The organism is Stenotrophomonas sp. WZN-1 (assembly GCF_002192255.1).
Taxonomy (GTDB): domain Bacteria; phylum Pseudomonadota; class Gammaproteobacteria; order Xanthomonadales; family Xanthomonadaceae; genus Stenotrophomonas.
Map to the genome: position 1 here is coordinate 576,994 of NZ_CP021768.1, position 15,306 is coordinate 592,299.

Genomic DNA, 15,306 nt, shown 5'->3' on the forward strand with positions numbered 1-15,306 from the left:
GAATCCTCACGCAGGATTCAATTTTTCGTGAGGTATCGGCGGCCATCCCGCGCCACAATGCAGCCAGCCTCCCCACTGGCCCCGAGCTGCCGATGTCCACCAAACGCGTGCTGATCGTTGAAGACGATGCCCACATCGCCGACCTGCTGCGCATGCATCTGGGCGACGAGGGTTACGACGTCGCCCATGCCGCCAGCGGCGATGCCGGCCTGCGCCTGCTCGAGCAGGACGGCCCGTGGGATGCGCTGGTGCTGGACGTGATGCTGCCCGGCGTGGATGGCCTGCAGGTGTGCCAGCGTGCACGCGCGATGGCACGGTACGTGCCGATCATCATCATCAGCGCGCGTGGCAGCGAAACCCAGCGCATCGTTGGCCTGGAACTGGGCGCGGACGACTACCTGGCAAAGCCCTTTTCGATGCCGGAACTGGTGGCACGGGTGCGTGCGCTGCTGCGCCGCGCCGAGGCGATGGCGCAGAGCGCACGCATCGATGCCGGCGCGATCGAGCTGGGTGGGCTGCAGCTCGATCCGGTCGCGCGCACCGCCTCGGTGGATGGCAGCGCGCTGGAGCTGACCCCGCGCGAGTTCGATCTGCTGTTGTTCTTCGCCCGTCATCCGGACCAGGTGTTCGCGCGCATGGAACTGCTCAACCAGGTCTGGGGCTACCAGCACGATGGCTACGAGCATACGGTCAACACCCACATCAACCGCCTGCGCAGCAAGATCGAACCTGACCCGGCCAACCCACGGCGGTTGCTGACGGTGTGGGGCCGCGGCTACAAGCTGGTCGACCCGGCCGGGGCGGCGGCATGATCAAGCCCAACCTGTGGCAGAAGCTGGCGGCGGTGATCGCCGCGCTGATGCTGATGTGCTGCATGGCGCTGCTGGCACTGCAGATGCGTGCCAACACCCGCCACGAGCAGGAGGTGGTGCAGCGGCTGTCGCTGGGCCTGGCCGAGCACATCGCCCAGCGCAGCGAACTGATGGACACCAGCGGCATGCGCGATGCCGCGGTGCGCGCGCTGTTCGGCCAGCTGATGGCGGTCAATCCCAGCGTCGAGGTCTACCTGCTGGACGACCAGGGCCGCATTCTCGGCCACGATGCGCCCAGTGGCCATCTGGTGCGCAACAAGGTGGACGTAGCACCGCTGCGCCGGCTGATGTCGGGTGCGCCACTGCCGATCCTCGGCGATGACCCGCGCAGCGCGGACGGCCGCAAGGTGTTCAGCGCTGCACCGTTGATCGTGCAGGGCCGCCAGGCCGGCTACGTGTACGTGGTGCTGGTCGGCGAACACCGGCAGATGCTCGCCGACGACCTCGCGGCCGGCAGCCAGTGGAACACCACGTGGTGGTCGGTGATGCTGGTCGGAAGCCTCGGCCTGCTGGCCGGGCTGGTGGCGTTCTACTGGGTGACGCGCCCGCTGCGGCGGCTGACCCGGCGCATCCAGGCGTTCGACATCGACGCGCCGACCCCACTGCCGCCGCCAGAGCCACTGCGGCCCGGTGAGCGCGATGAACTGGTGATCCTGGAACACGCGCACGCGCAGATGGCGCAGCGGCTGGGTGAGCAATGGCAGCAGTTGCGTCAGCAGGACCTGCAGCGGCGCGAACTGGTGGCCAACATCTCGCATGACCTGCGCACGCCGTTGTCGTCGCTGCACGGCTACCTGGAAACGCTGGCGCTGAAGGACGCCACGCTGTCGCCGGACGAGCGCCGCCGCTACCTCGGCATTGCGCTGGCGCAGAGCGCCAAGGTCGGTCGCCTGGCACGCGCGCTGTTCGAGCTGGCGCGGCTGGAACATGGCGAAGTGCGCCTGGAGTGGGAAGTGTTCGCGCTGCCGGAACTGCTGCAGGACGTACTGCAGAAGTTCGAGCTGGCCGCGCAGGCGCGTGGCCAACAGCTGCACGCGGCGTTTCCGCCCGGCCTGCCGCTGGTCCGCGCCGACCTGGGCCTGGTCGAGCGGGTGCTGACCAACCTGCTCGACAACGCGCTGCGGCATGCGCCCGACGGTGGCCAGATCGAGGTGCGCCTGCGTGCCACGCCCGACAGCGTGGAGGTCAGCGTGGCCGATGATGGCCCCGGGGTGGCGCCAGCGCTGCGAAACCAGTTGTTCCAGGCGCCGGCCGCGCTGGGCGCGCGGCGCGGCGAGAACGGCGGATTGGGCCTGTTGATCGTGCAGCGCATCGTGCAGTTGCATGGCCGCCGTATCGAACTGCGCGACAGCGAACGAGGTGCGCTGTTCGTGTTTGCCCTGCCGCGCGCGGAACCGGCGGTCTAGCAGGCCGACTCGCCCTCCACGACACCGCCGGTTTCCAGCGGCAGGTGCAGGCGGATGCAGGCGCCGCCCAACTCCGAATCGGTCACCTCGACGTGGCCGCCATGCTTGTCGGCGACCACCTGCACCAGCGCCAGGCCAAGGCCGAAACCGGGGCTGCCCGGGTCCAGCCGCACATAGGGCTGCAGCACCTGGCCGCGAAGTTCCGGTGCGATGCCGGGGCCGTCGTCCTCCACCTGCACGCACAGCCAGCCGTCATTGACCGTGCTGGCAATGCGGACCTGCCGACGCGCGTAACGCAGCGCATTGCCGAGCAGGTTGCGCAGCGCCAGTTCCAGCATGTGCCGGTTGACGTTGACCAGGCCCGCTGGTGACAGCGCCTGCTGTACTGGCATCGGCAACGGTGCGAACTGGGCCACCACGCCGCGCACCAGCGCCGCCAGCTGCAGGCGCTGGCGGGTCAGCTGGTGGCAGCGGCCCAGTGCGGCATATTCGACGCCGGCATCGGTCAGGTGCTGCAGCCGATCCACATCGGTGCGCAGCCCGCCCAGCGCATCGCGCTGCACATCGTCGAGTGCGGTGTCTTCCAGGTCGGCCAGGCCGAAACGCATCCGTGCCAACGGCGTGCGGACTTCGTGTGCCACCGCCTGGGCCAGCACGCGCTGGCTTTCCAGCAGCTGCTGCAGCTGCTCGGCCATGTGGTTGAAGGCGTTGGCCAACGGCCGCACCAGCGCGGTACCGGCGCGCGGCGCGCGGGTATCCAGCTGGCCGTCGCGCATCTGCCGCGCGGCCTGGGCCAATTGCGAGACGTCGCGCCACAGCCGGTAGACCATCACGTACATCGGCAGTGCCACCGCCACCATCAGGATCAGCAGCAGGATTGCCACACCGGATACTTCGCTGTCCTGCCAACCCTCATCCGGCAACGCTTCGTCCAGCGGACCCAGCATCACCGCATAGTCGCTGTCGCCGATCCGCTGCAGGCTGCGCATGTGCTCCAGGTCGATCTGCACACGGCCATTGTTGAACGGCGGGCGCTGGCTGGCCGGCAGCTCCTTCACCGCCTCGGCCAGCGGTACCATGCGCAGCGCGTAGGCGAAATCGGCGTCGAGTTCGCGTGCCAGCACGGGCCACTGCTCGCGCGGCGTTTCGGCGAAGCGATGCTGCAGCAGCGCATGTGTGCCGCGCATCTCGGCCTGCAGCCCGGCTTCGGTGCGGTCTTCCAGCAGCGCGTCCCAGGCCCACAGGCCCAGCACGATCAACAACAGGTGGGCGACCAGGAAACCGATGCCGTAGCGCAGGAAGTGGAAGGCATGGCCGCGCATCGCCGAAGGCGTGCGCTTCATCCCCATGCCGAGCGGCTGAACAGGTAGCCGCGGCCGCGGACGGTCTTGATCCGTTCCGGCTGCTCGGGGTTGTCGCCCAGCTTGCGGCGCAGGCGCGAGATGCGGGCATCGATCGAACGGTCCAGGCCGTCGAAGGCGATGCCACGCAGGCCGCGCAGCAGCGCGTCGCGGTCCAGGATCTGGCCGGCGTTGCTGGCCAGCAGGAACAGCAGGTCGAACTCGGCCGTGGTCAGCTCCAGCAGGCCGCCCTGCAGGTGCACGTTGCGGGTGGACGGGTCGATGTTCAGCTCGCCGAAGCGCAGGCTGCCGTCACGCGGCTCGACGCGGCGGTGGCGGCGCAGATGGGCCCGCAGCCGCGCCAGCAGCACCCGCGGTTCGATCGGTTTGCCGATGTAGTCATCGGCCCCCAGCTCCAGGCCCAGCACCTGGTCGATGTTGTCGGTACGGGCGGTCAGCACGCAGATGATGCCGTCATAATGGGGCCGGATCTGCCGACACACTTCGAAACCATCCTGGTCGGGCAGGCCGACATCGAGCAGCACCAGGGCCGGCTTTTCGGCCAGGATCCGGGCCACTGCGCGCTCGCCGCTGCGCTCGTGGGCCACCTGGTAGCCATGCCGTTGCAGGTAGTCGCTGACCATCGTTCCCAGGCGGGCATCGTCTTCGACCAGTACGATATCCAGCATTTCCAAGGCCTCCGTCGGCGCAAACGTACCGCCACGGTACGAGCGCGGCGATGCTATCCCAGCCTTCGGGCCGCCCGGGTTCCGGGAGCGGGCGCCATTCAGCCGGGGTTGCTGGCGCACGGGCCGGGTCTCAGTCCCGGCAACAACTTGGCGTCCAGCATAGCCTGTTGCTGTTACAAAACGTTACCTTCGTGATACGGCTGGTGACGATCGCTGACAGCAAAGCGACTGACGCCGCGCAGCCCGGGGCCGAGCATGGAGTCTCCTCCGCTCCGCGTGCCGTCCCCATGTCGCCCGCCGCCCCCTGCCTGCCGAACCCGTCCCGCCGCTGCCAGTGCGGAGGCTTGCGATGAGCGGCGTGGTCGGGGCCTGGCTGCCGCCCGCCGAAGACGAGCAGCTGTTGCAGCAGCTGGCCCCGATGCTGCGCGCCCTGCAGCAGCGTGGGCGTGGCCGCATCGGCTACTGGACCGACGCCGAGGCCGGCCTCGCGCTGGGCCATTGCCGGGCGCCGACCGATACGCCGTTGCAGCCGCTGAGCTCGGACTGCGGTCGCTACGTGCTGTGCCTGGACGGCCGCCTGTACAACCGCGCTGACCTGCAGGCGCAGTTGCGCGATCTGCCCCGCAGCTGCAGCGATGCGCGGCTGCTGCTGCAGGCGATCGTCGAATGGGGGGTGCAGCGGGCGTTGTCGCGCATCGAGGGTGCCTTCGGTTTCAGCGTCTGGGACCGGGAGTCGCGCGTGCTGTGGCTGGCCCGTGATCCGGTCGGCGAGCGACCGCTGTATTACGGCTGGTACCAGGGCCAGTTCCTGTTCGCCTCCGAGTTGAAGGCGCTGCAGGCCTTCGCCGGCTTCGCGCCGAGCATCGACCAGGATGCCCTGAGCCTGCTGCTGCGCCATGACTATGTGCCGGCGCCTCACACCATCTACCGCGGCATCCACAAGCTGGTGGCGGGCGCGATGCTGCGCATCGATCTCAGCGACCATGCCGCCGGTTACTCCAGCCAGGCAACGCAGGGAGGCGCGCGCTACTGGTGCGCACGCGATGCGATGCAGAGCGCACTGCAGGAACCGCTGCAGCCGGCGCCGAGCCTGGAGCAGGCCACCGACCAGCTCGAATCTGTGCTGCAGAAGGCGATCGCTTCACGCATGCACTCGCCGCTGGCGTGCGGCGCGTTCCTGTCCGGCGGCACCGACTCCTCGCTGGTGACGGCGATGATGCAGGCACAATCGACCCTGCCGATCGAAGCGTGGACGGTCGGCTTCGACGATCCGGGGCATGACGAGAGCGACTGGGCTTCGCAGGTCGCGCGCCACCTGGGTGTGCAGCACCACCTGCACCGGATGGACGCGCGCCAGGGCCTGGACCTGCTGCAGCGCCTGCCGCAGGTCTGGTGCGAGCCCTTCGCCGACGCTTCGCAGCTGCCGACGTTGCTGGCCAGTGAACTGCTGGGGGCGCGCAAGCCGGTGGCGCTGACCGGTGACGGTGGCGATGAACTGTTCTTCGGCCACCCCAGCTATGGCCGCGCGCTGCGCAATGCACGCCTGTGCGGTGGCCTGCCGGACTGGGTACGCGACCTGGCGCGGCGCAGCGGCAACCGCATGAACGTCGAGCGCGGCCGCCTCGGTGGCTGGCGCGCACTGGTGGCCGAGGTGGCTGCCAACGATGTGGAAGGCCACTACCTGCAGCGCGTGACCCGCTGGCGGCAGCCGGCGCAGGTGGTGCTGGGCGCGCGCGAACCGGTGACGATCTTCCAGCAGCAGGACACGGCGCTGCCGGCCGAGGCGCGCATCCAGCTGTTGGATTTCCGCATGGACCTGGCTGAGGGCATCCTGGCCAAGGTTGATCGCGCGGGCATGGCGGCGGGCGTTGAAACCCGTGCGCCGCTGCTGGACATGGAGGTGGTTCGCCTGGCCTGGCGGCTGCCGCAGCACCTGAAGTACCACGATGGCGAGCACAAGCTGATTCTGAAGCACCTGCTGGCGCGCTACCTGCCGGAACCGCTGGTGTATCGCCCCAAGCGCGGTTTCGGTCCGCCGATGGCGCGTTGGCTGGCGGGCCCGCTGCGCGACTGGGCGGAGGCATTGCTGGATCCGCAGCTGCTGCGCAACCAGGGCTGCTTCGATGTGGCGCGCGTGCGCGGCATCTGGGAGGCGTTCCTGCGAGGCGAGCGCAAGTGGCACACGCACCTGTGGAACGTGCTGATGTTCCAGGCGTGGCACCAGCATTGGCACGGTGGTCGCGGGCGCTGATGTTCCTTCGCGGTGTGTTCTGCAAGGCGCAGGGCGGAGGCCCTTGCGTACGAATGTCCTCCGGCGCCGGCCGTTGGCCGTCACCTCCCCCTTTACTTCGTACGCAAGGGCCTCCGCCCTGCGTACGGAGTTCGTCGGCGCCTCATTGAGAGGCTGCCGCGCGCTGCGCTCCACTCACCGCAAGCCCACCCCGGCGAGGCCCTTCAGCTCGCGGCGAATCTGGACGAAGACGCGCTTCGCAATCCGAACGACAGGCAAAAAAAGACCCGGCAGAGGGAGGGATCTGCCGGGTCCGGATTGCGTGGGGGGAGGGACCCACGCAATGAGCGTTGCGTCGCGTCAGTGGTTGTTCGCGTCCGCCGTCGATTCGTTGTAGCCCTGCACCAGTTCGGACCAGGCCTTGCTGGCCTGCAGGCCGAGACCGACCACGTCCTGTTGGGCCTGGCCCAGCCGCTGCAGGTTGTCCTGCCACAGCTGCGCGCCCTTGGAGAGTGTCCCGGCCGCATCCTCGCCGCGGGCCAGTTCACCGAGCCAGCCACCGGTCGCGGTCAGGTTGCGCTCCATCACCTTCAGCTGCACGCCGAACATGCTTTCCGCGTTCTCCAACGCCAACCGGTTCGCACGCGTTGCCGCGGCGGCGAGCTGGCGGGTGGCATCACTGAAGCGATCGCTGAAGGCGGCGGCCATGGGGCATCAGGGAGTGACTTGATGCAGTGCAGCATACGCCCTTGATGCGGCAATGCAACAAAAATAACAAAGGCGCCCAGGGCGCCTTTGAAACACCTTTCAGATCAATGGGTTGATCAGGCCACCGGGCCGCGGTAACGGCAACCCGACGTGCAGGTTTCGTGCACAGTGATCTCGCTCAGCGCCGGCAGGCTCGGCTTGAGCTCGTTCCAGATCCACACCGCCAGGTTCTCGCTGGTCGGGTTCTCCAGGCCGGGGATGTCATTGAGGTAGTGATGGTCCAGGCGGTCGTAGATCGGCTGGAAGGCCGCCTTCACGTCGCCGAAATCCATGACCCAGCCGGTCTGCGCACCCGGCTCGCCCTCGACCTTCAGTTCCACCCGGAACGAGTGGCCGTGCAGGCGCGCGCACTTGTGCCCCGGCGGCACGTTGGGGAGGCGGTGCGCCGCCTCGAGCATGAAGACTTTGAAGATTTCCATGCCGGGATTGTACGCCGCGGGCGGCCGGGCAGCCTGAGCGGAGGTTGGACTTTCGTGAAGAAAGTCTTTCCATCCGGATGAAGAGATGATAGTTTCTCTTATATCCGTATGAAGAGATGTTATTGGCCGGACCGCGGCCAGGCATGGACTACTGCGGAACTTCGTCGCCCTTATCACCTCCCCCACATCGTCATGCCCAAGCACACCCTGCTCGTGGCGGCCCTGGCCGTCGCTCTGGCCGCGCCTTTGTCCGCCGCCGCCGAAACTTCCGCCGACGCCAATGGCGAAGCCAGCACCCTGGCCGCCGTGCGCGTCACCGGTTCCAACATCAAGCGCACCGATACCGAAGCCTCCAACCCGGTGCAGGTGATCGGCCGCCAACAGCTGGAACAGACCGGCAAGGCCACCGTGGCCGATGTACTGCGTTCGATCTCGGCCAACACCGGCAACGCCAGCAACGAAACCACCAACAACGGTTGGGCCTCTGGCTCGGCCGGCATTGGCCTGCGCGGCCTGTCGCAGAAGAACACGCTGGTGCTGCTCAACGGACGCCGCCTGGCCAACTACGGCTTCCCGGCCGGCGGCCTGTCCGACACCTTCGTCGATCTCAACGCCCTGCCGCTGGTCGCGGTCGAGCGCATCGAAGTGCTCAAGGACGGCGCCTCGGCGGTGTACGGCTCCGACGCCGTGGCCGGCGTGGTCAACATCATCACCCGGCAGAACTTCGAAGGCGCCGAGATCGGCGGCAGCTTCGGCGGTGCCGACCAGGGCGGCCTGCACGAGCAGAACCTGAAGTTCGTCGGCGGCCTCGGTGATCTCGACACCGATGGCTACAACATCCTCTTCAGCCTGCAGGGTTACAACCGCGAGCGCCTCGACCAGGACGAGCGCAACCTGACCAAGAGCGGCATCTACACCGACAAGCCCGGTGGCCGCTGGAACGGCTGGTCGGCCAAGGGCGCGCGCTATCTGGTCAACGGCGTGTCGGTGCCGATGCTCGACGCCAACGGCAACTGCCCGGCCGGTACCACCCGCGTCGCCAGCGCGCCGATCGATGGCCTGGCCGGCGATACCTGCGGTTTCAACCAGGCACCGTTCACCACGCTGATCCCCTCGACCAAGCGCTACCAGGCCTATGCCAACGGTACCTTCCGCCTGAACGACAATGTCGAAGCCTTCGGCGAAGTGCTGTACAGCCAGATCAAGAGTGCCGCGTGGTTCGGCAGCAGCCCGTTCTTCACCCTGGAAAGTGGCCGTTTCGCCTTGAACGCGAACAGCGGCCTGGCCGAGCCGGTGTCATCGCTGCTGCCGGCCAACAATCCGTACAACCCCTACGGCCGCGCGATCCCGATCGAGTACACCTTCTTCGACCTCGGCGGCACGATCAAGACCAACCGCTCCACCGCCTATCGCGGCGTGTTCGGCCTGCGCGGCACCACTGCGAACTGGGACTGGGAAGTGGCCGCATTCGGTGCGCGCAGCAGCGAGCGCGAGAGTGTGTCCGGTGGCTTCGCCAACCGCTGGGCGCTGGCCAACGCACTGGCCACCGGCAGCTACAACCTGCTGGACCCGGCGGCCACGCCCCAGTCGGTGCGTGATTCGATCAACATCGCCACGCTGCGCCCGGCCGAGTCCAAGCTGCAGGGCGTCGACGCGAAGATTTCCGGCAGCCTGGGCCACACCTGGGCCGGCGAGATCGGCTTCGCCGCCGGTGCAGAATGGCGCCACGAGAAGCTCGACTCCAACAACCCGTGGCAGATCGATGCCGGCCTGCAGGTGCGCCCGGCCATTGCCGAAGTGCATGGCCAGCGCCAGGTCAGTGCGGCCTACGCCGAAGTGAACGTTCCGCTGGCCTCGACGCTGGAGCTGTCCGCCGCCGCGCGTGCCGATCACTACGATGATTTCGGCGATGCGTTCTCACCGAAGATCGGCCTGCGCTGGCAGCCGCTGGATTTCCTGCTGGTGCGTGCCTCGGCGTCGAAGGGCTTCCGTGCGCCGTCGCTGTCGGAGAACTCGAACAGCACCAGCATCGCCTACGGCAGTGTGGTCGACCCGCGTGATCCGGATGTGCCGGGCTCGCGCCAGAATCCGACCTTCTTCACCGTTGGCAACAACGAACTGAAGCCCGAGCGCACCAAGAGCGTGAACTTCGGCGTGGTGCTGTCGCCGTGGGCCAACACCAACCTGAGCGTGGATTACTACCGCATCCAGCTGGACAACCTGGTCGGCACCAACAACACCCAGACCCTGGTCAACGACAACGTGGCCGGCGCCGTGCAGCGCGACGAGCGCGGCAAGCTGCAGGCGGTCTACAACCGCTACCAGAACCTGAGTGAGCTGAAGACCTCGGGCATCGATGTCGAGCTGCGCCAGCGCATCCCGACCGCTGCGCTGGGTGACTTCACCGTGTCCTCGGCCTACACCCACGTGCGCGACTACCGTCGCCCGACCGTGGTCGGCGGCCCACTGGTGGACTACGCCGGCAGCAACCTGGGCGCAACCTTGCCCAAGGACAAGGCCACCACCACGCTGGACTGGAAGTACGGCGACTTCAACGCAGCGGTGACCTGGTACTACACCAGCGGCTACCGCCAGGAAGCCAGCACTGCAGCGAAGGCCGTGCAGCAGCGTGTCGGCAGCTACAGCCAGTACGACCTGTACCTGGCCTACACCGGTATCGACAAGCTGACGGTGTACGCCAAGGTGCAGAACCTGGCCGACAAGACGCCGCCGTACGACGCCTCGTACCCGGGCATCCGCGCGCCGTACGACTTCAGCCAGTACGACCTGCGTGGCCGCTACTTCACGCTGGGCTTCGATTACCGCTTCTGATCCATCCGCCGCGGCCGGTCACCTGTAGGGACCGGCCGCGCGACCGTCTGCCGTTGTGTTCCAGGGGAGTCACCGTGTCCTTGCATCGTCGTGCCGTTCTTCCATTGCTGATCGCCGCCGCCACCGCACTGTCCCTACCGCAGCCGGTGCAGGCACAGAGCGCCTACTTCTTTCCGCAGGTGGCCGACGCAGCGGCGTTCGATGCAGCGGTGCCCACGCCGGAGCAGTTTCTCGGCTACCCGATCGGCAGCCGTTACACGCGGCACGACCAGCTGGTGGCGTACTTCCAGGAACTGGCGAAACGCTCGGACAAGATCAGCGTGCGCGAGATCGGTCGCAGCTATGAGGGGCGCCCGCTGCTGATCGCCACCGTCACCGCTGCAGGCAACCACGCGCGGCTGGAGCAGATCCGCCAGCAGCACGCGACCCTGGCCGATCCGGCGCAGCCGCGCAGTGCGGCGGGCAACAGCCCGGTGGTGGTTTGGCTGGGCTACAGCGTGCACGGCAACGAGACCTCCAGTGCCGAAGCGGCGATGCTGACGGCGTACTATCTGGTGGCCAACCGCAGCGCCGAAACACAGCAGTGGCTGCAGCAGGCGGTGGTGCTGTTCGACCCGGCGCAGAACCCGGACGGCCGCGATCGTGCCGCCAACTGGCACAACGCCTGGGCCTCCGAACCGGCCTCGGCCGACCCGGCCGACAAGGAGCACGTCGAGCCGTTCCCGCAGGGCCGCACCAACCACTACTTCACCGATCTCAACCGCGACTGGCTGGCCCTGACCCAGCAGGACTCGCGGCCGAAGGTGGAGGTGTTCCACCAGTGGTACCCGAACGTGCAGATCGACTTCCACGAGATGGGCAAGGACAGCACCTACTACTTTGAACCGTCGCCGAAGAGCATGCACAGCCCGCTGATTCCAGCGGCGTCGTATGAATTCAACAAGACCCTGGCCAAGTACCACGCGCAGGCGTTGGATGCGCTGGGCTCGCTGTACTACACCGGCGAGAACTTCGACAACTTCTCGCCGGTCTACGGCTCCACTTACCCGGACTTCCATGGCGCTGTCGGCGTTACCGTCGAGCAGGCCAGCTCGCGCGGCCGCGTGCAGGAATCGGTGAATGGCCTGCTGACCTTCCCGTTCACCATCCGCAACCAGGTCGCCACCGGGCTGGGCACCGTGCGTGGTGCAGTGACCGAGCGCAGCGGCCTGTTCGACCTGCAGAAGCAGTTCTTCCAGAGCGCACTGAAGCAGGCCGCACAGCAGCCGGTGAAGAGTTTCGTGTTCGGTGATGTGCATGACCCGGCACTGACCCGTCGCCTGCTGGAATTGTTGCTGCTGCATCGCATCGAGGTGCGCGCGCTGGATCGTGCCGTCACTGTCGATGGACAGCGTTTCGATGCCGGCAGTGCTTACGTGGTGCCGGTGCAGCAGGCGCAGTTCCGCCTGGTGCATTCGATCTTTGCCGAGACACCGCCGATCAAGGGCGACGTTTTCTACGGCAGCACCAGTTACGCGATCGCGCCGGCGTATGGTGTGGCCTTCGCGGGCAGCCGCAGCCGAATCGAAGGCGGCGCACGCGTGACCGCGCTGCCGGTAGAGCCGGGCGCAGTGCTGGGCGGTCAGGCCGGATTCGCCTACGGGATCGACTGGCGCGACTACAACGCGGGGCGCGCGTTGGCTGCGCTGCAGGACAAGGGTGTGAATGCACGCGCGGCATTCCAGCCGTTCACCACCGCGACCGCGCAGGGCGAGGTCAGCTTCGCCGCCGGCAGCCTGGTCATTCCGGTCGCCGGGCAGTCGCTGCAGGGCGCGGCGCTGCTTGAAGCAGTGACGTCCGCCGCGCGCGCTGCCGGCGTGCAGGTGCACGCGTTGTCCAGCGGCCGCAGCCGCGAGGGCATCGATCTTGGAAGTGACGGCGTCAAAGCGCTGCGCAAACCCGCGGTTGCGCTGGTGATGGGCGAGGGCGTGGCCGCCACCGAGATCGGCTCGGCCTGGTTCCTGTTGGACCAGCAGCTGCGGTTGCCCGCCAGCAAGCTGGATCCCCAGCAGCTGGGCAAAGTGCCTCTGGATCGCTACACCACTATCGTGCTGTCCGGCGGAACCTACACCGGCATCGATGCCACGGCGGTGGCTGCACTGAAGCGCTGGATACAGGCCGGTGGTTCACTGGTGACCTACGGCAGTGCCTCGAAGTGGGCGATCGAACAGAAGCTGGCCGACGGCGAAAAGCTCGGCAAGGAAGAAGAGGCTGCTGACGAGAGCCGCCGTGCGTTCGGCGACCAGCGCGACATCGCCGCGATCGAGCGGGTCAGCGGCAACATTCTCAGTGCCGACGTGGATACCAGCCATCCGCTGTCGTTTGGCGTGCCACGCCGGCAGCTGGCGATCAACAAGGAAAACACGGTGACGCTGCAGCCGAGCGCGAACCCGTTCTCGACGGTGGTGCGCATCGACACGCCGCCGCGGGTGAATGGCTATCTCTCCGAGCGCAACCGCACGCGGGTGGCGGGCAGCGCATGGCTGCTGGTGTCAGCGCAGGGGCAGGGCAACGTAGTGCTGTTTGCCGATGACCCGGCGCATCGCAAGTATTGGCACGGGACGGATCGGTTGCTGATCAACGCGATCTTCTTCGGGAATCTGGTGAATCCGAGTAAAGCGCGGGGTTGAGGCGTTTGGCGCCGAGTTGTTGCTGGGTTTGGGAGGCAGGGGGCCTCAGCCAGGACACGCCGTAAACCCCGCTCCGCGGTCCGGCCCAGCCGCTGGCGGCTGTGCGTTCGGGCGCTTGCGAAGCGGTGCTTCGCAAGCAAAGCGCCCTCACCCATGGGGGCTCGATGGCGCCATCCATGGCGCCAACGGTCCTGGCTGAGGCCCCCTGCCTCCTATGACAGTTTCCTGCGGGCGCGGACGCATCAAACCCAAGGCGGGAGCAAGGGCAAAAGCAAAAGCAAAAGCAAAAGCATCAGCACTTGCTCTTGATCTTGATCTTGCTTCACCCGGCTACCCGGCGGGAGAAGAAGGCGCAGGCAATGCTTGAAGCGGATGGGCGTTGGGGCCAGCGCAAAACCGTGAGGCGCATGGATGCGCCGACCGAGCCCCCATGGATGGGTTTACGGCGTGTTTTGCGCTGGCCCCACGCCCATCCGCCCTCAGCGCAACGCACCGCCGGCTTCTACTCACGGTAGCCAGTAACAAAAAAGGACGGCGCGTCAGCGCCGTCCCCCGATAGCCTCCCGCGCAGCGGGAAGCACAACAGCTGTCAGCTGTGATCAGCCGGCGCGACCGCCGCCGTTGCCACCCTGGCCGCGGCCACGGCCGCCACCATTGCCGCCACCGCCACGACGCTGGCCCTGACCGGCACCCGCACGCTGCTGGCCATTGCCACCGCCCTCGCGGCGGCCACCGCCGGCCTTCTTCGGGCCGGCATGTGCATGGCGCGGCGCATCGCCGTGCGGACGGCGTGCGTGGCTCTTGCGCGGTGCGCGCTCGCCGGTATCGTGCTCGGCCTTGCCCGGCGCACTGTTGCCCCAGCGGATCGGCGTCTGCAGCTCGAAGCCCGGCACGTCGCGGATGTCCATGTCGCGGCCCAGCAGGCGCACGATCGCGCGCAGCAGCTTCACTTCATCCTGCGCCACCAGCGAAATCGCCTGGCCGGTTGCACCGTTACGGCCGGTACGGCCGATACGGTGCACGTAGTCCTCGGCCACCATCGGCAGGTCGAAGTTGATCACCTTCGGCAGCTCGTTGATGTCGATGCCGCGCGCGGCAATGTCGGTGGCCACCAGCACGGTCACGCGGCCGGCCTTGAAGTCACCCAGCGCACGCAGACGCTGGCCCTGGCTCTTGTTGCCATGGATCGCCGCGGTCTTGATGCCCGACTTTTCCAGGAACGTGGCCAGCTTGTCGCTGCCGTGCTTGGTGCGGGCGAACACCAGGGTCTGCTCGCGGCTGTCCTGCGCCAGCAGGTGCAGCAGCAGGTCGCGCTTGCGGCCGGCATCGACCGGGTGCACACGGTGAGTGATGGTCTCGGCCACGGTGTTCTTCGGCGTCACCTGGATCTGTTCCGGGTTGCGCATGAACTCCAGCGCCAGCTGGCGGATGTTGTCCTCGAAGGTGGCCGAGAACAACAGGGTCTGGCGGTTCTGCTTCGGCAGCTTGGCCAGGATGCGCTTGATCGACGGCAGGAAGCCCATGTCGAGCATGCGGTCGGCTTCGTCCAGGATCAGCACTTCGATGCCGGACAGGTCGACGCTGCGACGCTCAAGGTGGTCGATCAGGCGGCCCGGGCAGGCCACCAGCAGGTCCACACCACGGCGCAGGATGTCCAGCTGGTTGCCCATGCCGACGCCGCCGTAGATGCAGGCGCTGGGGATGCGCAGGTACTTGCTGTAGCCACGCAGGCTGTCATGCACCTGGGTGGCCAGCTCGCGGGTCGGGGCCAGGATCAGCGCACGCGGCTTGCGCGGGCCGGCACGCACTTCCTGCGAGGCGGTGCCCAGATGCTGCAGCAGCGGCAGGCCGAAGGCGGCGGTCTTGCCGGTGCCGGTCTGTGCGCCGGCCAGCAGGTCGCGACCGGCCAGCGCCAGCGGGATCGCCTGCTGCTGGATCGGGGTCGGGTTTTCGTAGCCCTGCTCGGCGAGCGCGCGCAGCAGGAAGGGCGCCAGGCCCAGCGATTCAAAAGACATTGAGTTTGCTCCAAGTACAAGAAACGCCTGTCCGAACGGACAGACGGGGGCAGATCAAACTGATCG

10 protein-coding genes are annotated in these 15,306 nt (G+C 67.5%); 5 read left to right on the forward strand and 5 right to left on the reverse strand.

Translation table 11 applies throughout. The features are described from left to right. The first annotated feature begins 92 nt into the window (after positions 1-92). Both CCR98_RS02685 and CCR98_RS02690 read left to right on the forward strand, forming a co-directional pair. The gene (locus CCR98_RS02685) at positions 93-812 is read left to right on the forward strand and encodes a response regulator transcription factor (RefSeq protein WP_087921426.1); all 720 of its coding nucleotides are present in this window, start codon (positions 93-95) and stop codon (positions 810-812) included. Next, positions 809-2,278 (forward strand): HAMP domain-containing sensor histidine kinase, encoded by a 1,470-nt coding sequence (locus CCR98_RS02690; protein ID WP_087921427.1) that lies wholly within the window; start codon positions 809-811, stop codon positions 2,276-2,278. The genes CCR98_RS02685 and CCR98_RS02690 overlap by 4 nt, the downstream gene beginning before the upstream one ends. Here CCR98_RS02690 and CCR98_RS02695 read toward each other — a convergent pair. Both CCR98_RS02695 and CCR98_RS02700 read right to left on the reverse strand, forming a co-directional pair. Continuing rightward, the gene (locus CCR98_RS02695; protein WP_087921428.1) at positions 2,275-3,621 is read right to left on the reverse strand and encodes an ATP-binding protein; all 1,347 of its coding nucleotides are present in this window, start codon (positions 3,619-3,621) and stop codon (positions 2,275-2,277) included. The genes CCR98_RS02690 and CCR98_RS02695 overlap by 4 nt on opposite strands. Beyond that, positions 3,618-4,307 carry a winged helix-turn-helix domain-containing protein gene (locus tag CCR98_RS02700; protein ID WP_010484092.1) on the reverse strand — a complete coding sequence of 230 codons (690 nt, stop codon included), beginning with the start codon at positions 4,305-4,307 and terminating at the stop codon, positions 3,618-3,620. The genes CCR98_RS02695 and CCR98_RS02700 overlap by 4 nt, the downstream gene beginning before the upstream one ends. Before the next feature lie 349 nt (positions 4,308-4,656). On the opposite strand from CCR98_RS02700, the gene asnB reads away from it, so the two are divergent. Next, positions 4,657-6,558, forward strand: a complete 1,902-nt coding sequence (gene asnB, locus CCR98_RS02705; protein ID WP_087921429.1) for an asparagine synthase (glutamine-hydrolyzing) — start codon at positions 4,657-4,659, stop codon at positions 6,556-6,558. Between the two features lie 339 nt (positions 6,559-6,897). Here asnB and CCR98_RS02710 read toward each other — a convergent pair whose 3' ends face one another. Together CCR98_RS02710 and queD are read right to left on the reverse strand one after the other, a co-directional pair. Then, the gene (locus CCR98_RS02710) at positions 6,898-7,245 is read right to left on the reverse strand and encodes a phasin family protein (RefSeq protein WP_014035870.1); all 348 of its coding nucleotides are present in this window, start codon (positions 7,243-7,245) and stop codon (positions 6,898-6,900) included. 116 nt (positions 7,246-7,361) lie between these two features. Further along, the gene (gene queD, locus CCR98_RS02715) at positions 7,362-7,724 is read right to left on the reverse strand and encodes a 6-carboxytetrahydropterin synthase QueD (RefSeq protein WP_087921430.1); all 363 of its coding nucleotides are present in this window, start codon (positions 7,722-7,724) and stop codon (positions 7,362-7,364) included. Positions 7,725-7,916: 192 nt separating this feature from the next. Between queD and CCR98_RS02720 the strand changes: the two genes are divergently transcribed. Together CCR98_RS02720 and CCR98_RS02725 are read left to right on the forward strand one after the other, a co-directional pair. After that, entirely contained in the window at positions 7,917-10,556 is a 2,640-nt protein-coding gene (locus CCR98_RS02720; RefSeq protein ID WP_087921431.1) for a TonB-dependent receptor, read from the forward strand. A gap of 74 nt (positions 10,557-10,630) precedes the next feature. Beyond that, on the forward strand, positions 10,631-13,225 hold the full coding sequence (locus CCR98_RS02725) for a M14 family metallopeptidase (RefSeq protein ID WP_087921432.1): 2,595 nt from the start codon (positions 10,631-10,633) through the stop codon (positions 13,223-13,225). Positions 13,226-13,824: 599 nt separating this feature from the next. Here the strand turns inward: CCR98_RS02725 and CCR98_RS02730 are convergent. Beyond that, entirely contained in the window at positions 13,825-15,240 is a 1,416-nt protein-coding gene (locus CCR98_RS02730; RefSeq protein WP_046428694.1) for a DEAD/DEAH box helicase, read from the reverse strand. Positions 15,241-15,306: the final 66 nt, after the last annotated feature.